A 22,481-nucleotide genomic window follows, 5' to 3' on the forward strand; every position below is an offset into this window, starting at 1 on the left:
CAGGTGGACGACCAAGGAGATCACGGTCATGTCCGCACCTGCTCCGGGACAGGTGCGCCGAGGTGGGGCCGGAGCGCCGCGGCGATTGCCGCGAGGGGGGCGGGGTCGGTCATTCGCAGGTGTCCGGTGGCGATCTCGTGGGTGTGGAGCGCGCCGGTGATGTGTGGGTGCCAGCGGTTGAGGGGTGGGCCTTGGGGGTGGTTCTCGGTGGCGACGAACAGGTGTAGGTCGCCGGTGAAGCGGGAGGGGGTGAAGGTGTCCATGAGGTGGGCGTGGTTGGTGGCGGCGGTGGCCAGGGCGGTGACCTCGGCGGGGGTGAGCATGGCGAGGACGGGGTTGGCGCGGCGGGCTTCGGTGGTCAGGTCATAAGGGGTGGTGGGCCAGGTGTGGTCGGTGGGGGGTTCGCCGATGAGGATGGCGAGGGTTTCGTCCGGGGTGACGGGGGCGGTGATGCCCGGAGGGACGGGGTAGGCGTCGAGGGCGGCCAGGAGGGCGACGTCCTCGCCGGTTGCTTGTAGGTGGGTTGCCATGGCGTGGGCTACCAGGCCGCCGAAGGACCAGCCGAGGAGGTGGTAGGGGCCGTGGGGTTGGACGGTGCGGATGGCGCGGAGGTAGCGGTCGGCGACCTCGTCGATGGAGCCGGGCAGGCCGGGTTCGGTGGGGACCGAGGTCTGGAGGCCGTACAGCGGGCTGTCGAGGTGCCGCAGCAGACCCGAGTACGACCAGCTGATGCCCGTGGCGGGATGCACGCAGAACAGCGGCGCGCCCACTCCCCCGGTCCGCAGCGGCAGCAGCACGCCAAGGCCGCCGTCGAGGCCGGAAGCGTCGTCCCGCTCGGCGCACAGGGCGGCGACGGTGGGGCGGCGGAACATCGTGCGGACGGTCAGCGGCATGTCCAGCACCTGCCTGGCCCGGCTGACGAGCCGGGTGGCGAGCAGCGAGTGGCCGCCCAGTTCGAAGAAGTTGTCGTCCACACCAACCCCTTCGACCCCGATCACTTCCTCGAACAGTCCACACAGGACCGACTCGCGCGGCGTACGGGCGGTGCGACCCACCGACACCCGGTTCACGTCCGGCGCAGGCAGCGCGGCCCGATCGAGCTTGCCGTTCGCGGTGACCGGCAACGCGTCGAGCGAGACGTAGGCGGACGGCAGCATGTAGTCCGGCAGCTGAGCCACCGCGGCTTCCCGCAGCTCGGCCTCCGAGGCAGCACCCACCACATAGGACACCAAACGCGGCTCTCCCGGCCGGTCCTCGCGCACCACCACGGCAACCTGCGCGACCTCGGCACAAGCACCGAGCACCCGCTCCACCTCGCCGAGTTCGATCCGGAACCCGCGCAGCTTCACCTGGTCATCGACCCGACCGAGGAACTCGACGTGCCCGGCGATGGTCCAGCGGGCCCGGTCGCCCGTGCGGTACATCCGGTTCCCGTGCGCGTCGGCGACGAACCGGCTCGCGGTCAGACCGGGGTTGCCGAGGTACCCGCGCGCCAACTGGACGCCCGCCAGGTACAACTCACCCGGCGCTCCCGGCGGGACCGGTCGGAGCGCGTCGTCGAGCACGTGGGCCCGCAGGTTGGGCAGCGGTCGACCGATCGACGGCGTCGAGCCCTGGACCCGACGAGCGAACGCGTCGACCGTGCATTCCGTCGGCCCGTAGAGGTTGTACGTCGTCGTACTGGACGAAGCCAAGTCCTGCCACAGGACCGCGGGCACCGCCTCACCGCCGAGGACCAGCAACGGCAACCCGGTGTCGAGCAGCCCAGCGGCGACGAGGTGCGTGGCGAACGACGGCGTCACGTCCAGCAGGTCGATCCGGTGTAGCCGCACGTAGTCGACGACCGCGTCGGCATCGCGCCGGACCTCATCAGTCAGCAGGTGCAGCTCACCACCCTGCGCCAACCGCAGCGGGCCTTCCAGCCAGCTGTCGAACGAGGCGGGCGCGGTGACCGCCACCCGCACCGGTGCCCCGCCGGTGTCGACCAGCGCGTCGCCCTGCTGTGTCGTCATCAGGTTCGCCAACGCACGGTGACTGACGACCACACCCTTGGGCGTGCCAGTCGATCCGGAGGTGTAGATGATGTAAGCGGCACTGTCCGGGTTTATGTCCACACCGGACACAAGGGGACCGTCGAGAACCGGCATCGGGTCGGTGAGCACGACCACCGGTGCCGTCTCCCGCACCACGTGCTCCCGGCGGACGGCGGGCAGGTCCGGGTCGATCGGCAGGAACACCGCGCCCGCTTTGAAGACCGCGAGCATGGCGACCACCAGCTCGGCCGAGCGCGGCAGCAGCACCGCGACCACCCGCTCCGGCCCCGCGCCGTGGTCCACCAGGTAGCGAGCCAGCCGACCAGCCCGTACGTCGAGTTCGGCGTAGGTGTACCGATCATCGCCACAGACCACCGCCAACCGGTCCGGCGTGCGCCGAGCCTGGGCCTCGAAGGCGGTCACGAACACAGTCTCGGACACGGCGGAGACCGGGCCGCTCCACGCGTCCAGCAGATCGCGCTCGGCAGCTGTGGTGATCTCCAGTCTGCTCAGCGGGACGGTCGGGTCCTTGAGCAGTTGGCCGAGCAGCAGGGTGAACCGGTCGAGCAGGCCGACGACACTCGCCCGGTCGAACAGCTCCGTCGCGTACTCCAGGCCGCCGAGGATGCCCGCGGGTGTCCCGTCCGGCGCGGTGGTCTCCACGAAGGTGAACGACAGGTCGAACTTCGCCACCCGGACCGGTACGGCGATCGGTTCGGCGTCAGTCCCGGCGAACCGCACGACCCCGTCGCCGCTGGTGTTCTGCAGCGCCACCATGGTCTGGAACAGCGGCTGCCTGGCCGTGGACCGGACCGGGTTGATCGCCTCCACCAGGCGCTCGAACGGGACGTCCTGGTGCGAGTACGCGGCCAGGTCGGCGGCCCGGACCCGACCGAGCAGGTCGGCGAAGGTGAGGTCGCCGGAGGTGTCGGTGCGCAGGACGAGGGTGTTGACGAAGAACCCGACCAGGTCGTCGAGCGCGTCGTCGGTGCGGCCCGCGATCGGGGTGCCCAGCGGGATGTCGGTGCCCGCGCCGAGCGCGGTCAGCAGGACCGCGACCGCGGCTTGCAGGACCATGAACGGCGTGGCGCCCTGGGCCCTGGCCAGCGCGACGAGTGCGGCGTGCGTGCCCGCGTCGAGGTCGATGTCGACCAGGTCACCGGCCGCCGAGGCCACGGCGGGGCGCGGCCGGTCGGTGGGCAGCGCGATCTCCTCCGGCAGCCCGGCCAGGGTCTCGCGCCAGAAGGCGAGCTGGCGGGCGAGCGTGCTGTCCCCGGTCCCGCTGCCGAGCAGCTTGTCCTGCCACAGCGTGTAGTCCCCGTACTGGACTGGCAACGGAGTCCACTGTGGAGCGGCACCTGCCATTCGAGCCGCGTAGGCGGCGGCGAGGTCGCGGGTCAGCGGCGTGAGCGACCACCCGTCGGAGGCGATGTGGTGCACGGCGAGGACGAACACGTGCTCGTCCGGCCTCACGGTGATCAACGTCGCCCGCACCGGTGGGCCGTCAGCGAGCCGGAAGGGGTGTTCCGCTGCGGCGAGCATGAGCCGCTCGACCTCGTCCGGGGCGGCCGTGACCAGGTCCAGGTCGGCGGGCAGCGGAGCGAGGACCTGCTGCCAGGGGACGCCATCGGCCACCGGGTACACCGTGCGGAGCACCTCGTGCCGGTCGAGCAGGTCGCCGAGCGCGGCCCGGAGCGCGTCCGTGTCGACCGGGCCTGCCAGGCGCAGCGCGAGCCAGGAGTTGTAGGTGGCGCCCGCGCCTTCGAGTTCGGTGAGGAACCACAGCCTGCGCTGGGCGTAGGACAGCGGGAGACGCTCGGGCCGTTCCTGGACCGTCAACGCGGGTCGGGCGCCGGTGAGCGGGTCGAGCCTGTGGTCCACCCCGGCGACGGTCGGCTCGGCGAACAGGTCGCGGATGCCGAGTTCGGCGCCCAGGACCGTCCTGATGCGACTGATCAGCCGGGTGGCCAGCAGCGAGTGGCCGCCGAGGGCGAAGAAGTCGTCGTCCACGCCCACCGAGGGCAGGCCGAGGACCTCGGCGAACAGCCCGGCGAGGATCTGCTCACGCGGGGTGCCCGCCATCCGGCCCGCCGGGTCGGCGGTGTACTCGGGGGCGGGCAGTGCGCGGCGGTCGAGCTTCCCGTTGGTGGTCAACGGAAGCGCGTCGAGGACGACGAAGGCCGCGGGCACCATGTACTCGGGCAACACGGCGGCCGCCTTGGCACGTAACGTGTCCACGCCGATGTCGCCGACCAGGTACGCGACAAGCCGCTGGTCCTCCGGCCGGTCCTCGCGGGCGATGACGGCCACCTGCGCGACGCCGGGGCAGCCTGCGAGCACCTTCTCCACCTCCCCCGGCTCGATCCGGAAGCCGCGGATCTTGACCTGGTCGTCCGCCCGGCCCAGGTACTCCAGGACACCGGCCGGGGTCCACCTGGCGATGTCACCGGTGCGGTACATCCGGCCGCCGAACGGGCAGGCGACGAACCGGGCCGCGGTCAGCTCGGGGCGGCCGAGGTAGCCGCGGGCGAGCTGGACACCGCCGATGTAGAGCTCGCCGCGCACCCCGGGCGGCACCGGCCGCAGGTCGTCGTCGAGCAGGTACAGCGTGCTGCCCCGCCCGGGCAGGCCGATCGGGACCGGCCCGGGAGCGAGGTCGGCACCGGCCTCGACGCGGTACTCGGCACACCCGACGGTCGCCTCGGTCGGGCCGTACTCGTTGATCACGGTGGCCCCCGGGTTGCGGCGCCGCCACTCGCGGAGCTGGTCCCCGGTCAACGCCTCGCCCCCGAGCACCAACTCACCCGAGGGCGACCAGTCGGCGGGCCCGGCGAGCAGCAACGCCAAGTGGCTGGGTGTGGCCTTGAGGAACGTCGTCGGCACCCGCCCCGGCGCGGTGGCCGCGTCGAGATCGGCGAGCCGGACCCGCCCCCCGCTGATCAGCGGCCCGAGCAACCCCGTGACCGACAGGTCGAACGACGACGACGAGTGCATCAGCGCCGAGCCGGTGAGCCCCGGGTAGTGCTCCACGGACCACCGCAGGTACCGGGTCACACTGTCGTGCTGCACGGCGACACCCTTGGGCTTCCCGGTGGACCCGGAGGTGTGGATGACATACGCCAAAGCGCTCGGGTGCAGCGGTATGCCCAGGTCGTGGCCCGGGCGTCCCACCTCGTCCGGCTCGTCGAGCACCAGGACGGGATAGTCCGGCACGGCGGTGTCCCCCACGGTCAGGACCGCGACCGGTCGCGTGCCGTCGAGGATCTGTCGAACGCGGGTCTCGGGGTAGGCCGGGTCGATGGGGACGTAGGCGGCGCCGGACTTGAGTACGGCGAGGATCGCTGTCAGGGACTCCGGCACCCGCGGCAGGAGCAGCGCCACGAACCGCTCCGGGCCCGCGCCGAGGGTCCGCAGGCGGCGGGCCAGGCGGTTGGCCGCGGTGTTGAGGTCACGGTAGGTGAGTTCCGTGCCCGCGTGCTCGACGGCGATGGCATTCGGGGTGGTGGCCGCGTGGTGTTCGAAGAGTTCGTGCACCCCGGCGTGCGGGAGGGTGCACAGGGGCTCGCCGGTTCCCTCGACCAACCGCTGGTGCTCCTGCGGGGTGATCACGTCCAAGTCCCGCAGGCGGACGGTCGGGTCGAGGCTCACCTGCGCCAGGATCCGGACGAGGCGGGCGAGGACGGATTCCACCGTGGAGCCGTCGAAGAGGTCGGTGGCATACTCGACGCCGCCCTCCAGGCCCGCGGGCGCGCCATCGGCGTGGGTCTCGGCGAAGGCGAAGGACAGGTCGAACTTGGCCGCCGCCGAGCGGACCGACATCGGTGTCACCGTGAGGTCGCCCTCGACGGTGACCGCTCGTTCGTCGCGGTTCTGCAGGGTCAGCGAGGTCTGGAACAGCGGGTGCCTGCTGCTCGACCGCTCCGGGTTCAACACCTCCACCAGCCGCTCGAACGGCACGTCCTGGTGAGCGAACGCCGCCAGGTCGGTCTCCCGGACGCGCCCGAGCAGCGCGGCGAACGTGGGGTCGCCCGAGGTGTCGGTGCGCAGCACCAGCGTGTTGAGGAAGACCCCGATCAGCTCGTTCAGCGCCTCGTCACCGCGCCCGGCCACCGGGGTGCCGAAGGCGATGTCGGTGCCCGCGCCGAGCTTGGTGTAGAGCGCGGCCAACGCGGCCTGCAGGACCATGAACAGCGTGGTGCCGTTCGCCCTGGCCAGTCGCAGCAGTGCGGCGTGCAGGTCGGCGTCGACCGTGATCGGGATGACCTCGCCGCGGTGTGAGGCGATCGGTGGGCGCGGCCGGTCGGTGGGCAGGACGAGTTCGGCGGGCAGTGCGGCCAGGCGCGTGCGCCAGTAGGCGAGTTGGGTGGCCGCTGGGCTGTCCAGGTCGTCTTCGGTGCCGAGCAGGTCGCGCAGCCAGAGGGTGTAGTCGGCGTACTGCACCGGCAACGGGGTCCACTGTGGAGAGCCACCGGCGGCTCGGGCGGTGTACGCCGTGCCGAGGTCGCGGGCGAGCGGGCCGAGTGACCAGCCGTCGCAGGCGATGTGGTGGATCACCAGCAGCAGGACGTGGTCCTGCTCGTCGACGGTGAACAGCGTGGCCAGCACCGGCGGCTCGACGGCCAGATCGAACGCGTGCTCGGCGGCCTCGGCGAGGTCGTCGGAGAGCCGGTCGGGATCCGTCGAGCGGGTGTCGAGCCGCATGCCCAGGTCGGTGACGTGCTGCCACGGCTCGCCGTCCTCGGCGGGCAGCACGGTCCGCAGGCTCTCGTGCCGCGCGGCGATGTCGTCCAGCGCGCAAGCCAGCGCGCCGACATCGAGCGGGCCGGTCATCCGCAACGCGACGGTGACGTTGTAGACCGACCGCCTGCCCTCCCAGCCCTCCAGGAACCACAGGCGGCGCTGCGCCGGTGACAACGGCAACCGCTCCGGGCGCACGGCGGGGCGCAGGGCAGGCCGTGGCGCGGCCTCCAGACGCCCCACCAGCCCCGCGACCGTGGGCGCGGTGAACAGGTCCCGGATGCCCAACTCGGCGCCCAGAACGGTCCGAACACGACTGATCAACCGGGTGGCCAGCAACGAGTGCCCACCCAGGTCGAAGAACCCGTCGTCGACCCCCACCGACGACACGCCCAGCACCTCGGCGAAAAGTCCGCACAGGATCTCCTCCTGCGCGGTCCTCGGCGCTCCCACGACCGACACGGACAGCTCCGGCGCGGGCAGCGCCTGTCGGTCGAGCTTGCCGTTCCCGTTACGCGGCAACGACTCCAGCCACACCACCGCCGAGGGCAGCACGTACTCCGGCAGCGTCTCGGCCAGCGCGCTCAGCACACGAGCCGTGTCGCCATCGCCAGTCAGGTAGGCGACGAGCCGCTTGTCCCCCGGCCGGTCCTCCCGGATCACCGCCGCTGCCTGCTCGACACCCGCGACGGCGGTGGCCGCGCGCTCGACCTCACCCAGCTCGACCCGGAACCCGCGCAGCTTCACCTGCCCGTCGACCCGACCGAGGAACTCCATCACCCCCGCCGAACGCCATCGGGCCAGGTCACCGGTGCGGTACATCCGACCGCCGAACGGGCACGCCACGAACCGGGAGGCCGTAGTCCCCGGCCGCCCGATGTAGCCACGGGCGACGTGGTCGCCGGAGACGTACAACTCCCCCACGCCGCCAACCGGAACCGGCCGCAGGTCGGCGTCGAGCAGGTACATCGCGGTGCCGTCCATCGGCTTACCGAGCGACAACGCCCCACTCAACGGCCTCCCAGGACCGAACACCTCGTAGCTGCAGAACACCGTGGTCTCGGTCGGCCCGTAGACGTGCACGACGGTGAGCCCCGGGCACTGGTCGAGCACCCGCCGCAGCACGGTGGGTGAGAGCACGTCACCACCGGTCCACACCACGTCCAGCGCGCGCAGTGCGGCGATCTCGTGCTCGGCCATCGCCGCGAACAACGCCGTGGTCATGTACGTCGCGTCGACCGCGCCCGCGCTCAGCACGGCCGCCAGCACGTCGGTGTCGATCCGCCCCTCGGGCACCACGACCACCCGGCCGCCCTGCGCGAGCGGGACCCAGATCTCGTAGACCGAGGCGTCGAACGCGGGCACCGAGTACGACAGCACCCGCTGCGGACCGCCCGCGTAGGCCGAGTCGCGGACGAGGGACGCCACGTTGTGGTGGGTCACGCCAACGCCCTTGGGGCGCCCGGTCGACCCGGAGGTGAACATGACGTACAGCAGTGCGTCCGGGTCGACCACGGCGTCCGAGGCAGGCTCGGACCCGGCCGCGTCTGCGGCGACGACCACCGGCAGCGCCATCTCCTGCCCTCGCGACGGCCGGTCGACCAGGAGCACGACCGGCTCGGTGTCGGCCACGATCGACCGGACCCGCTCCAGCGGGTAGCTCTCGACCAGCGGCACGTACACCGCGCCGAGCCGGGCCAGCGCGACCACGGCCGCCACGGCGTCGACCGAGCGGTCCATCAGCACCGCGACCGCGTCACCCGGGCGCACACCGTGCCACCGCAGCAGCCCCGCGATCCGGGCAGACCGGTCCGCCAGTTCCGCGTACGACAGCCGGGAATCGCCGCACTCCACCGCGACGGAGTCCGGAGTGGACTCGGCCTGCCTGCCGAACAACTCGCCGACCGACAGCATCGGCGCCGGTGTCGCGGGTACGTCGTTGTACGCGGTGACCAGGGCGTGCCGTTCGGCCGCGGCCAGCACGTCCAGCTCGCTGAGCCGGGCGGACGGGTTCGCCACGACCAGCCCCAGCAGGCGCCGCACCCGCTGGGCCAGCGTCTCGACGGTCTCCCGGTCGTAGAGGTCGGTGGCGTACTCGATGGTGCAGGCCAGCCCCTCGGCGGACTCGGCGAACGCGAAGGTCAGGTCGAACTTCGCGACCCGGGTGGTCACCTGGCGCCCGGCGGCGGGCAGGCCCGCGAACTCGGCCGGTCCCGCGCCGGAGGTGGCGTTCTGCACGGTGAGCATCACCTGGAACAGCGGGTGCCTGGCCGGTGAGCGCTGCGGGTTCAGCTCCTCCACCAGCCGCTCGAACGGCACGTCCTGGTGGGCGAAGGCGGCCAGGTCGGTCTCGCGGACCCGGGTGAGCAGGTCGGCGAAGGTGGGGTCGCCCGCGGTGTCGGTGCGCAGCACGAGGGTGTTGACGAAGAAGCCGACCAGGTCGTCGAGGGACTCGTCGGTGCGGCCCGCGACCACGGTGCCGAGCACGACGTCGGTGCCCGCGCCCAGCTTGGTGCACACGGTGGCGATGGCGGCCTGCAGGACCATGAACAGTGTGACGCCGTGTGAGCCTGCCAGCCGCAGCACGGACTCGCGCAGGTCCGCGTCCACGGTGAAGGGCAGGATCTCGCCCGCGTGCGAGGCGACGGCGGGCCGGGGCCGGTCGGTCGGCAGGGTCACCTCGGCGGGGGCGCCCGCCAGCGACTTGGCCCAGAAGCCGAGCTGGCGGGTGAGCAGGCTGTCCGGGTCGGTGCCGGTGCCGAGCAGGTCCTGTTGCCAGAGCGTGTAGTCGACGTACTGGACGGGCAGTTCGGTCCACTGTGGAGCCTGGCAGGCTGTCCGCGCGGTGTAGGCGGTGGCGAGGTCGTCGAGCAGCGGGCCCAGCGACCAGCCGTCGGCGGCGATGTGGTGCGCCACGACCGACAGCGCGTGGTCGTCCGGCCCCAGGACGTGCAGCGTGGCGCGCAGGGAGGTCTCGGTGGCGAGGTCGAACGGCAGCGCGGCGTCGGCCTCGATGGCGGCGTCGAGGCTGGCGGGGTCGGTGTGCACGACGCGCAGCGCGTCGCCCTCGGGCAGGACCAGCTGGCAGGGAACGCCGTCGTAGGTGGGGAAGATCGTGCGCAGCGTCTCGTGCCGGTCCACGACGTCGGCCAGGGCTGCGGCGAGCGCGTCGTGGTCGAGCGGTCCGGTGAGCCGCAGTGTCACCGGCACGGTGTAGGTGGCGTTGACGCCTTCCAGTTCGCCGAGGAACCACAGCCGCTGCTGGGCGTGCGACAGCGGCGGGCGCTCCGGCCGGTCGTACCGGCGAGGCGCTGGACGGGTGTCGGCGGCCGCTCGGAGACGTTCCCCCAGACCCGCGACGGTCGGGGCCTGGAACAGGTCGCGGATCGTCAGCTCGGCGCCCAGGACCGTCCGAACGCGACTGATCAACCGGGTGGCCAGCAGCGAGTGCCCGCCCAGGTCGAAGAACCCGTCGTCCACGCCGACCTCGGGCAGGCCCAGGACCTCGGCGAAGAGTCCGCACAGGATCTGCTCCTGCGGCGAGCGGGCGGCGCGACCCCGGACCTGCTCGTAGTCCGGGGCGGGCAGCGCCGAGCGGTCGAGTTTGCCGGTGAAGCTGTACGGCAGCGACTCCAGCCGCACGAACGCCACCGGCAGCATGTAGTCGGGCAGCGTCGCGGACAGGCCCCGGCGCACCGCGTCGGGCTCGGCGGTGCCGGTCAGGTAGGCCACCAGCCGCCGGTCGCCCGGCCGGTCCTCGCGCACGACCACCACCGAGTGGCCCGCGTCGGGCAGCAGGTCCAGCGCGTGCTCGATCTCCGCGAGTTCGATGCGGAACCCGCGCAGCTTCACCTGCCCATCAACGCGGCCGACGAACTCCAATACCCCGCCGGGACGCCATCGCACCAGGTCACCCGTGCGGTACATGCGCTCGCCCGGCTCGCCGAACGGGCACGCGACGAACCTCGACGCGCTGAGGCCCGGCAGACCCAGGTAGCCGCGGGACACCTGCGTGCCGAAGATGTAGAGCTCCCCGGTGCCGCCGGTCGGGACGGGCCGAAGGTTCTCGTCCAGCACGTACTCGTGCGCACCCGGCAACGGCCGCCCCAGCGGCACGGCGGACGGCAGCGGTCGCGGCAACAGCCCGTGGATGCTGAACACAGTGGTCTCGGTCGGGCCGTAGGCGTGCATCAGCCTCAGGTCGGGGCACTCCTGGAACACCTTGTCGACCGCGGCCCGGGACAGGATGTCGCCGCCGGTGGACACCTCGCGCAGCAGGCCGAGCGCGTCGATCTCGGTGTCGACCATGGCGGCGAACAGCGCCGTGGTCATGAACACCGCGGTGACGCCCCGGGCCTTGATCACCCCGGCGAGCACGTCCGAGTCGACCGGTCCGTCCGGCACCACGACGACCTCGTTGCCCGCGAACCACGGTGCCCAGGTCTCGAAGACGGTGCCGTCGAACGAGAGCACCGAGTAGCAGAGAACCCGCGCGTGGGTCTCGTTGCCCCAGTACGACGACGCGGCGTAGGCGGCGACGTTGGCGTGGCTGACGGCGACGCCCTTGGGCTTGCCGGTCGACCCGCTGGTGAACATCACGTACGCCAGCGCGTCCGGCTCACCCGCGACGCCGGGGTTCTCGGCGGGGTAGGACTCGAGGTCGGCGGGCATGTCCGTGAGCACGAGCACCGGCGCCGTCGTGGCCAGCAGGTGGTCGCGGCGGGCTTCCGGCAGGTCGCGGGCCAGCGGGACGTAGGCGCCGCCGGTCTTGGCCACGGCGATCGTGGCGATCAGCGCCTCCGGGGAGCGCGGCAGCGACAGCGCGACGAACTTCTCCGGCTCGACGCCGCGGTCGATCAGCCACGCGGCGAGCCGGTTGGCCGTGGCGTTGACCTCGGCGTAGGTGAGCCGCCGGTCACCGCACGAGATGGCGACGGCGTCGGGGGTGCGCGCGACCTGCGCCTCGAACAGCGTGCCGAGGCAGCCGCGCGCGGGAACGGGGTCGATGTCGGTGGTGTCGTTGAACTCCGTGGTCTGGAGCCGGAACTCGTCGGGCGCGTGCACGTCGAGCCGGTCGAGCCCGCGGGTCGGATCCTCGGCCGCGGCGGCGAGCAGTCGGACGAGCTGGTCGAGCAGCGTGGTCACCGTGATCCGGTCGAACAGGTCGACGGCGTACTCGACGGCGCCGTGCAGCCCGGCGGGCGCGCCGGTGGCGTCGAAGTCCTCGGTGATGGCGATGACCAGGTCGAACTTGGCGGCGTCGAGGGCGACCGGCAGCTCGGTCAGCTCCAGGCCGGGGAAGCCCGCCTCGCCCCTGGCGTTGTTCTGGATCGACAGCATCGTCTGGAACAGCGGGTGCCGCGCGGTGCCGCGGCTGGGGTTGAGCAGCTCCACGAGCCGTTCGAAGGGCACGTCCTGGTTGCCGAACGCGGCGAGGTCGTCCTCCCGGACCCGGCGCAGCAGCTCGGCGAAGGTCGGGTTGCCCGAGGTGTCGGTGCGCAGCACTACCGTGGTGACGAAGAAGCCCACGAGGTCGTCGAGCGCGTCGTCGGTCCGCCCGGCCAGCGCGGTGCCGAACGGGACGTCGGTGCCCGCGCCGAGCTTGGTGTAGAGCGCGGCCAATGCCGCCTGCACGACCATGAACAGCGTGGCGCCGTGCGCGGCGGCCAGGTCGCGCAGAGCGCTGTGCAGCGCGGCGTCGAGCCGGGTGGAGACGACCTCGCCGCGGTACGACGCGACGGCGGGGCGGGACCGGTCCCAGGGCAGGGTGATCTCGTCCGGCAGGTCGGCGAGTCGGTGGCGCCAGTAGTCGAGCTGCGCGGAGAGCAGGCTGTCCGGGTCGTCCTCGGTGCCGAGCAGGTCGCGCTGCCAGAGCGTGTAGTCGGCGTACTGGACCGGCAGCTCGTCCCAGCCGGGTGCCGCGCCGTCGAGACGGGCGGTGTAGGCGGCGCCGAGGTCGCGCATCAGCGGTGCCAGCGACCAGCCGTCGCAGGCGATGTGGTGCGCGGCGAGCACCAGCACGTGCTCGTCGGGGGCCAGTGCCAGCAGCGACACCCGGACCGGCGGCTCGACCGAGAGGTCGAACCGGTGCGCGCGGGTCGCGGCGAGGGCCGCGTCGAGACCGCCCTCGGGGACCTCGACCAGGTGCGGGGTGATGCCCGCCTCGGCCACGGGGAGGACCCGCTGGCAGGGGACGCCGTTCTCGGCCGGGAAGACGGTGCGCAGGGCCTCGTGCCTGCCGACCACGTCGGTGACCGCCTGGGTGAGCGCGGCGCGGTCGAGGGAGCCGGCCATCCGGTGGGCGACGACCACGGTGTAGGTGGAGCTGGGGCCCTCCAGCTCGTTGAGGAACCAGAGCCGCTGCTGGGCGAACGACAAGGGGATCATGACAACCCATTCGTGGTCGGGGTCAGCGAGGTCATCAGGGATTCAGGACCGGCCGAGCGGCGGCGCAGGGCCGGGCGGGCCTTGCGCAGCCCGCCGAGCAGCGGCACGAGCCCGGCTACGGTGGGGTTGCCGAACACCTCGCGGATGCCCAGCTCCACGCCCAGTTCCGTGCGCACCCGGCTGACCAGCCTGGTCGCCAGCAGCGAGTGCCCACCCAGGTGGAAGAAGTGGCCGTCGACCGACACGGACGCCAGCCCGAGCACCTCGGCGAAGAGTCCACAGAGGACCTTCTCCTGCGGCGTCTCCGGCGCGCGGCCGCCGGTGTCCACGCGGACCGGCTCGGGCAGGGCCTTGCGGTCGAGCTTCCCGTTGGGGGTCATCGGCAGCGCGTCGAGCACGACGAACGCGGCGGGCACCAGGTAGTCCGGCAGCCGGTCGGCCACGACGGCCCGCACCCGGTCGACGTCGAGCGGCCCGTCGGGTACCAGGTAGGCCACCAGGCGCTTGTCCCCCGGCGTGTCCTGCCGGACGACGACCGCGACCCTGGCCACCCCGGGCAGTCCGCCGATCACGTGCTCGACCTCGGCGGGCTCGACCCGGAAGCCGCGGATCTTGACCTGGTCGTCGACCCGGCCGAGGAACTCCAGCAGGCCCGCCGACGTCCAGCGCACCAGGTCGCCTGTGCGGTACATCCGCTCCCCCGCGGCGCCGAACGGGCACGCCACGAACCGGCCCGCGGTGAGCGCGGGCTGCGCGGCGTAGCCACGGGCCAGACCTCGTCCCGCCATGTAGAGCTCACCGGCCACGCCTGGCGCTACCGGCCGCAGGTGCTCGTCGAGGACGAAGGTGGTCTTGTTCGCGATCGGCTTGCCGACCGGGATCGTGGCCGCCTCGGTGTCCTCGGGGCGCACGGTGTGGCAGACGGTGAAGATCGTGTTCTCCAGCGGGCTGTACCCGTTGACGATCCGCAGCCGCGGGTACTCGGCCCGCGCCCTGGCCACGTGCGCCACCGACAGCGGCTCGCCGCCGGTCATCACCTGGTGCAGGTCGGCGTAGACGCCGGGGTACTCGTCGAGCAGGAAGTTGAACAGGCTCGACGACAGGTAGGCGGTGGTGATCCCCTTGTCGCGCAACAGGTCGCGCACCGCGGTCGGGTCGGTGCGCTCCCCTGGCAGCAGCACGCAGGTGCGGCCGTGGAACAGCGCGCCGAACAGCTCCAGCGCGAAGGCGTCCCACGGGACCGGCGAGCACTGGAGGAAGACCTCGCCGGGGCCGAAGTCGATGAAGTCCTGGTTCACCAGCGTGGACACCAGCGCCCGGTGTGGGGTCATCACGCCCTTGGGGGTGCCGGTCGAGCCGGAGGTGAACATCACGCACGCAAGCCCGGACGGGTCCACCGGCACGGACGGGCCGTCACCCCCGCTGTCCGGTGCGGTGGCGACGTCCACCAGGCGGGTGCCCGGATCGGCGAGCCGCTCGCCGAGCCCGGCCCGGGTGAGCACCACCGCGGAGCCGACCCCGCGCAGGACGGACCGCAGCCGCTCGACGGGGTGTTCGAGGTCGAGCAGCGTGTACGCCCCACCTGCCTTGAGCACCGCCAGCAGCGCGACGATCAGGTCGACGCCGCGTTCGAGGTAGACCCCGACCACCGCGTCCGGCCCCACACCCAGGTCCGCCAGGTGGCGGGCGAGCCGGTCGGCGCGGGCGTCAAGGCCGCCGTAGGTCGCCTGCTCGGCGCCGGAGACGATCGCGACCGCGTCCGGTGTCGCCGCGGCCTGCTGCTCGAAGCGGCCGGTGACGGTCGTGTCGGGGACCTCGACGGCGGTGTCGTTCCAGGCCCGCACGACCAGGTCGCGCTCGGTGTCCGACAGCACCTCCAGCGCGGACAGCGGCGAGAGCGGGCGGGCGACTGCGGCGGCGAGCAGCCGGACGAACCGCTCGACCAGCGTCTGGACGGTCTGCCCGGCGAACCGGTCGTCGCCGTACTCGACGGCCAGCGAGATCCCGGCGGGCAGGCCGTCGTCGGTGTGCCGCTCGGTGGCGGCGACGGTCAGGTCGAACTTGGCCCCGCCCATGCCGCCGAAGTCGGCCTCGACGGCCAGCCCTGGCAGGTCAGGGGCGACGTCGCCGGTGCTCTGCAGGGTGAGCATGGTCTGGAACAGCGGGTGGCGGGCGCTGGAGCGGTCGGGGTTGAGCACCTCGACCAGCCGCTCGAACGGCACGTCCTGGTGGGCGAGCGCGGCCAGGTCGGTGTCGCGGACCCGGCGCAGCAGTTCGGCGAAGGTCGGGTCGCCCGCGGTGTCGGCGCGCAGGACCAGGGTGTTGACGAAGAACCCGACCAGGTCGTCGAGGGACTCGTCGCCCCGGGCCGCGACCGGCGACCCGAGGGGGATGTCGGTGCCCGCGCCGAGGGCGGTGTAGAGGGCGGCGAGCGCCGACTGGAGGACCATGAACACGGTCGCGTGCTCGGCCCTGGCCAGGACCGCGAGGCCGCGGTGCAGGTCGGCGTCGAGCGCCGCGGTGACGACCCCGCCGGTGTGGCTGAGGACCGCCGGCCGTGGGCGGGTGTCGGGCAGGTCCAGTTCGACGGGCAGGTCGGCGAGGGCGCGGGTCCAGAACTCGGTCTGCGCGGCGAGCGAGCCGTCGTCGAGCAGCCCGCGTTGCCAGAGCGTGTAGTCGGCGTACTGGACGGGCAGTTCTGACCACTGTGGACTTTCCCCTGCCAGTCGCGCGGCGTAGGCCACACCCAGGTCGCGGGTCAGCGGGGCGAGCGAGGAGCCGTCGCAGGCGATGTGGTGCAGGACGAGCAGCAGCACGTGCCGGTCCGGCGCGGTGGTGTAGAGGCCGAACCGCAGCGGGGCCTCGGTGGCGAGGTCGAACTCGTGGTGCGCGTACTCGGTCACAAGCCCGGCGATCCGCGACTCCGGCACCTCGGCCACAGTCAGAGCTGTTGTCGGCCGGTCGAGGACCCGCTGGTACGGCACGCCATCCACGGCCGGGAAGACCGTGCGCAGCGGTTCGTGGCGGCCGATGACGTCGGCGAACGCGAGCGCGAGGGCGGCGCGGTCGACCGCGCCGGTCAAGCGCAGTGTGAGCGGGATGTTGTAGGCCGCTCCCGCGCCGCCCACCGCCGCGGCGAACCAGAGCCGTTGCTGCGCGTAGGACAGCGGCAGCCTGTCGGGCCTCGGCACCGGTCGCGGGCCGGGGCGGTGTTCGCTCTCCCGCAGCCGTTCGAGCAGGCCCGCGACGGTCGGGGTGAGGAACAGGTCGCGCAGCGCCAGATCGGCGCCCAGGACCGTCCGAACGCGACTGACCAGGCGAGTGGCCAGCAGGGAATGGCCTCCGAGAGCGAAGAAGTCGTCGTCCACGCCGACTGATGCCACACCCAGGACTTCGGCGAACAGGCCGCAGAGGGCCACCGCGCGTGGTGAACGGGCCGAGGCGTCGCTCGCTTCGTGTCGCGGTGCGGGCAGTGCCTGCCGGTCGAGTTTGCCGTTGCCGGTGCGCGGCAGTGACTCCAGCACCACGAACGCGGACGGGAGCGTGTACTCGGGCAGGGTCGCGGCGAGCCCGCGGCGCAGGGCGGCCGGGTCGGCGTGCCCGGTGACGTAGGCGACGAGCCGCTTGTCCCCCGGCCGGTCCTCCCGCACGACCACGGCGACCTGCCCGACGCCGGGCAGCGCGGCGATGGCGTGCTCGACCTCACCCAGTTCGATGCGGAAGCCGCGGACCTTGACCAGGCTGTCGACCCGGCCGACGAACTCCAAGACCCCTTCGGCCCGCCAGCGCGCGAGGTCGCCGGTGCGGTACATCCGCCCGCCGAACGGGCACGCCACGAACCTCGTCGCCGTGACCCCGGGCTGGCCCAGGTAGCCGCGGGCCACGTGGGTTCCGGCGACGTACAACTCACCGGTGCCGCCGACCGGAACCGGCTGGAGGTCGGCGTCGAGCAGGTACATGGCGGTGCCGTCCATCGGCGTGCCCAGCGACAACGCGCCGGTCAGCGGCTTGCCCGGGCCGAAGGTCTCGTGGCTGCAGAACACCGTGGTCTCGGTGGGGCCGTAGACGTGCACGACCGAGGTGTCCGGGCAGTGGTCGAGCACCTTGGCCGCGGCGGCGCGGGAGAGCACGTCGCCGCCGGTCCACACCACCGACAGCGCGGCGAGGGCGTCGAGTTCCGCGTCGGCCATGGCCGAGAACAGGGCGGTGGTCATGTAGGCCGCCGACACCGCGCCGGAGCGGATCACCCGGGCCAGGACCTGGGTGTCGACCGGGCCGTCGGGCACCACGACCACGCGGCCGCCCGAGCACAGCGGCACCCAGGTTTCGAACACGGCCGCGTCGAACGCCGACACCGAGTAGGACAGGACCCGGTCGTACGCACCGGTCCACGCGCTGTCGCGGACGAAGTCGGCCACGTTGGCGTGGGTCACCGCGACGCCCTTGGGTCGACCCGTGGACCCCGAGGTGAACATGACGTAGAGCAGCGACTCCGGCGACGGCTCGGGTGGCGAGACCTCCACGACGGCCTCGGCGACCGACAGCACGGGCGCTCCGAGGTCACGCACAGTGGACGCCGTGACGTCGTCGGCCACCAGCACCACCGGCCGGGTGTCGGCCACGATCGACCGGACCCGTTCCAGGGGGTAGTGCTCGGTCAGGGGCACGTAGACCGCGCCGAGGCGGGCGAGCGCCACGACCACCGCGACGGCGTCGATCGAGCGGGCCATCAGCACCGCGACCGCGTCGCCGGGCCGGACCCCGTTGCCGCACAACAGGCCCACGATCTGGCCGGACCGCTCCTCCAGCTCGCGGTAGGTGACCTCGCGCTCGCCGCAGCCGACGGCGACCGCGTCCGGTGTCGCGACGGCCTGCCGGGCGAACAACCCGGCCACGGTCGCCGGGGCGGGTGCGGGCGGCACCTCGTTGTAGGCGTGGACGAGCGCGGTCCGCTCGTCGGCGTCGAACACGTCCACAGCGGACAGCCGTACCGCGGGGTCGGCGCACACCGCGACCAGGACCCGGACCAGCCGGGCGGCCAGCGATTCCACGGTGGACCGGTCGAACAGGTCCACGGCGTACTCGACATCGACGCCGATGCCCTCCGGGCGGCCATCGGGCGCGCGCCGATCGGTGAAGGCGAAGGTCAGGTCGAACTTGGCCGCTCCCGCCGCCCGCGAGTCGAGGGTCGCCGCCAGCCCGGGGAACTCGACCTCGGCGGCGCCATGGACGGTGATCATGGTCTGGAACAGCGGGTGCCTGGCCGCCGTGCGCACCGGGTTGACCGCCTCCACGACCTGCTCGAACGGCACGTCCTGGTGGGCGAGGGCGGCCAGGTCGGTCTCGCGGACCCGGTCGAGCAACTCGGCGAACGTCGGGTCGCCCGAGGTGGTGGTGCGCAGGAGCACGGTCGTGACGAAGAAGCCGACCAGGTCGTCGAGCGCCTCGTCCGACCGGCCCGCCACCGCGGCGCCCAGCGGGATGTCGGTGCCCGCGCCGAGTTTGGTGTAGACGGTGGCCAGCGCGGCCTGGAGCACCATGAACACGGTCACGCCGCTGCGCCGGGCCAGGTCGGCCACCGCGCGGTGCAGGTCGCCGTCGAGGGTCAGCGGCAGCACCTCGCCCGCGTGCGAGGCCACCGAGGGACGCGGGCGGTCGAACGGCAGGGGCAACTCGTCCGGGAGGTCCGCGAGCGCCTCGGTCCAGTAGGCGAGTTGCTCGTCGGCGATCCGGTCGAGCAGTTCGCGTTGCCAGAGCGTGTAGTCGGCGTACTGCACCGGGAGGTCGGGGCGAGGCGGGGTGTCGCCGGTGCGAGCGCCGTAGGCGGCGGCGAGGTCGGTGAGCAGCGGGGTGAGCGACCAGCCATCGGCGGCGATGTGGTGCAGCACCAGCAGCAGGACGTGCTCGTCGGCGGCGAGGGTGAGGAGCCAGGCGCGGATCGGTGGCGCGGTGGCGAGGTCGAACGAGTACCTGGCCGCGTGGTCGAGCAGGGTCTCCAGCTGGTCTGGGGTGGTGTCGACGCAGGTCAGGTCGATGTCGGCGTGGTCGAGGACGCGCTGGACCGGGGTGCCGTCAATCGCGGGGAACACCGTGCGCAGGGACTCGTGGCGCGTGGTGAGGTCGGTCAGAGCTCCTGCCAGCGCGGTGCGGTCGAGCGGGCCGGTGAGCCGCAGCGCGAGGGGGATGTTGTAGGTGGCCCCCGCGCCTTCGAGTTGGTGGTGGAACCACAGCCGGTGCTGCGCTGGGGAAAGCGGCATCGGGTCGGGGCGCTCGGCCGGGCGCGGTGGCTGCCGGTCGGCCACCCGCAGCCGCCCGGCGAGACCGGCGACGGTGGGCGCGGCGAACAGGTCGCGGATGCCCAGCTCGGCGCCCAGGACCGTCCGAACGCGACTGATCAGCCGGGTGGCCAGCAGCGAGTGGCCGCCCAGGTCGAAGAACCCGTCGTCGACCCCGACCGACGACACACCCAGCACCTCGGCGAACAGGCCGCAGAGGATCTCCTCGGTGCCGGTTCGGGGCGCTCGGCTGGTAGCGGCGGTGTCCGGCGCGGGCAGGGCAGCGCGGTCGAGCTTGCCGTTGGTGTTGCGCGGCAGGGACTCCAGCATGACGAACGCCGAGGGCACCATGTAGCCGGGCACGGCGTCGGCCACGGCTCGGCGCAGGGCGGCCGGATCGGCGGTGCCGGTCACGTACGCCACCAGGCGCTTGTCGCCCGGCCGGTCCTCCCTGACGATCACCGCGGCCTGGTCGACCTCGGGCACGGCGGTCAGCGCGCGCTCGACCTCGCCCAGCTCGATCCGGAACCCGCGCAGTTTCACCTGTCCGTCGACACGCCCGACGAACTCCAGCACCCCTTCGGCTCGCCAGCGCGCGAGGTCACCCGTGCGGTACATCCGGCCGCCGAACGGACAAGCCACGAACCGCGTCGCCGTGATCCCCGGCTGGCCCAGGTAGCCCCGGGCGACGTGCGACCCGGACACGTACAGCTCGCCGAGTCCGCCGACGGGGACCGGTTGGAGGTCGGCGTCGAGCAGGTACATGGCGGTGCCGTCCATCGGCACGCCGAGCGAGAGCCGGTCGACGTCGGTGTCCCGGAAGGACTCGTGGCTGCAGAACACCGTGGTCTCGGTGGGTCCGTAGACGTGGACGACGGCCGTGTCCGGGCACTGCCGGAGGACCCGGCGCAGGGCCTCGCGGGACAGCACGTCGCCGCCGGTCCACACCACGTCCAGGCCCGCCAGCGCCTCGACCTCGTCCTGCGCCATGGCGGCGAACAGCGCGGTGGTCATGTACGCCGCCGTCACCGCGCCGGAGCTGATCACGCCCGCGAGCACGTCGGTGTCGACCCGGCCGTCCGGGACCACGACCACCGAACCGCCCGCGCACAGCGGCACCCAGGTCTCGTAAACCGAGGCGTCGAACGCCTGCACCGAGTAGCACAGCACCCGCTCGTGACCGCGGCTCCACGCGTGGTCGCGGACCAGCGCCACCACGTTCGCCCTGGTCACGGCCACGCCCTTGGGCACACCGGTCGAGCCGGAGGTGAACATTGCGTAAGCGAGCGCGTCCGGGCCGACCGCGACGTCCAGGTCCGCGGCGGCGTACCCGGCGAGCACCGACGCCGGGGGTTCGGCGTCGAGCACCAGCACCGGGTCCACCGCGGCGAGGACCGCGGCGGCGCGGGCAGCGGGCTGGGCGCGGTCGATCGGCACGTAGGCCGAGCCGGACTTCGCCACGGCCAGCATGGCGACCACCGCGGCGGCCGAGCGCGGGATGGCCAGCCCGACGAACCGCTCCGGCCCGGCGCCCTGGGCCCGCAGGTGCCGCGCCCAGCGGTTGGCCTTGGCGTTGACCTCGGCGTAGGTCAAGACCTCCGCGCCGCAGCGGATCGCCACCGCGTCCGGCGTCACGGCTGCCCTGGCCTCGAACAGGCCGGTGAGCGAGCCGGACGCGGCGGCGGGGGTGTCGTTGTAGGCGACCGTCAGGGCGTGGCGTTCCGGCTGGTCGAGGACGTCGACCCCGGAGAGCGCGCGGCCGGGGTCGGTGGCGACCTGGTCGAGCACCCGCAGGTACCGGCGGGCCAGCAGTTGCGCGGTCGGGCGGTCGAACAGGTCCGTGGCGTACTCCAGGGCCAGGCGCAGCCCATCGGGGTGCTCGGTCAGCTCGAACTGCAGGTCGAACTTGGCGGTGCCGCCGGAGCGCACGTCGACCCGCACGTCGAGCCCGCCGAACCCGCGCTCCGCCTCGGCGTTGTTCTGCAGCGCGAACAGGGTCTGGAACAGCGGGTGCCTGCTGCTCGACCGCTCCGGGTTCAGCACCTCCACCAGCCGCTCGAACGGCACGTCCTGGTTGGCGAACGCCGCGAGGTCGGTCTCGCGGACCCGGTCGAGCAACTCGGTGAAGGTCGGGTCGCCGGAGGTGTCCGTGCGCAGGACGACCGTGTTGACGAAGAACCCGACGAGGTCTTCCAGGGCCTCGTCGGTCCGGCCCGCGATGGGTGAGCCGAACGGCAGGTCGGTCCCGGCGCCGAGCTTGGTGTAGAGCACGGCGAGGGCCGCGCGCAGCACCATGAACAGCGACGCGCCCCTGGTCTTGGCCAGGTTCGTCAGCGCGGCGGTGGTCGCCGGGTCGACCGTGGCGTGGACGACGTCGCCCTCGGCACTGGCCGTCGCGGGGCGGGGTCGGTCCAGCGGCAGGTCCAGTTCCTCGGGGAGGCCCGCGAGCTGCCCGGACCAGTAGCCGAGCTGGGTGGCCGCGACGCTGTCCGGGTCGTCCTGGGCGCCGAGCAGGTCGTGCTGCCAGAGCGTGTAGTCCTGGTAGGTGACGGGCAATTCGGGCCAGTCCGGTGTCGAGCCGGTGCGCCGCGCGGAGTAGGCCTCGCCGAGGTCGCGCACCAGCGGGGCCAGGGACCAGCCGTCGAAGGCGATGTGGTGCAGGACGAGCAGCAGCACGTGGTGCGGCTCCTCGGCGGGCACGGCGAACAGGGTCGCCCGGATGGGGATCTCCGTGGCCAGGTCGAACGCCTGCCGCGCGGTGTCGACGACCCGCTGCTCGTATTCGGCCGCCGTCACCTCCACAGTGGACATCTCGACGGCGGGCGCGGTCAGCACGTGCTGGCTGGGCACGCCCTCGGGGGCCGGGTACACGGTCCGCAGCACCTCGTGCCGGTCCACCACGTCGACCAGCGCGCCCGCCAGCGCGACCCGGTCCAGCGCGCCGCCCAGCCGCACGGTCACCGCGACCGTGTAGGCCGAGCCCCCTCCTCCCAACTCGTCCAGGAACCACAAGCGCGCCTGCGCGAACGACAACGGAACCACGGAGATC

General features: G+C 72.8%; 2 protein-coding genes. Both read right to left on the reverse strand.

Features of this window, described 5'->3' with window-relative positions; all coding sequences use genetic code 11:
* Positions 1-26: 26 nt before the first annotated feature.
* Entirely contained in the window at positions 27-13,157 is a 13,131-nt protein-coding gene (locus tag BMY07_RS04405; protein ID WP_092775143.1) for a non-ribosomal peptide synthetase, read from the reverse strand.
* The gene (locus BMY07_RS04410) at positions 13,154-22,474 is read right to left on the reverse strand and encodes a non-ribosomal peptide synthetase (protein ID WP_092775144.1); all 9,321 of its coding nucleotides are present in this window, start codon (positions 22,472-22,474) and stop codon (positions 13,154-13,156) included. Before BMY07_RS04410 ends, BMY07_RS04405 begins: the two co-directional genes overlap by 4 nt.
* Positions 22,475-22,481: the final 7 nt, after the last annotated feature.

This window comes from Actinokineospora terrae (assembly GCF_900111175.1).
GTDB classification, from domain to species: Bacteria; Actinomycetota; Actinomycetes; order Mycobacteriales; family Pseudonocardiaceae; genus Actinokineospora; species Actinokineospora terrae.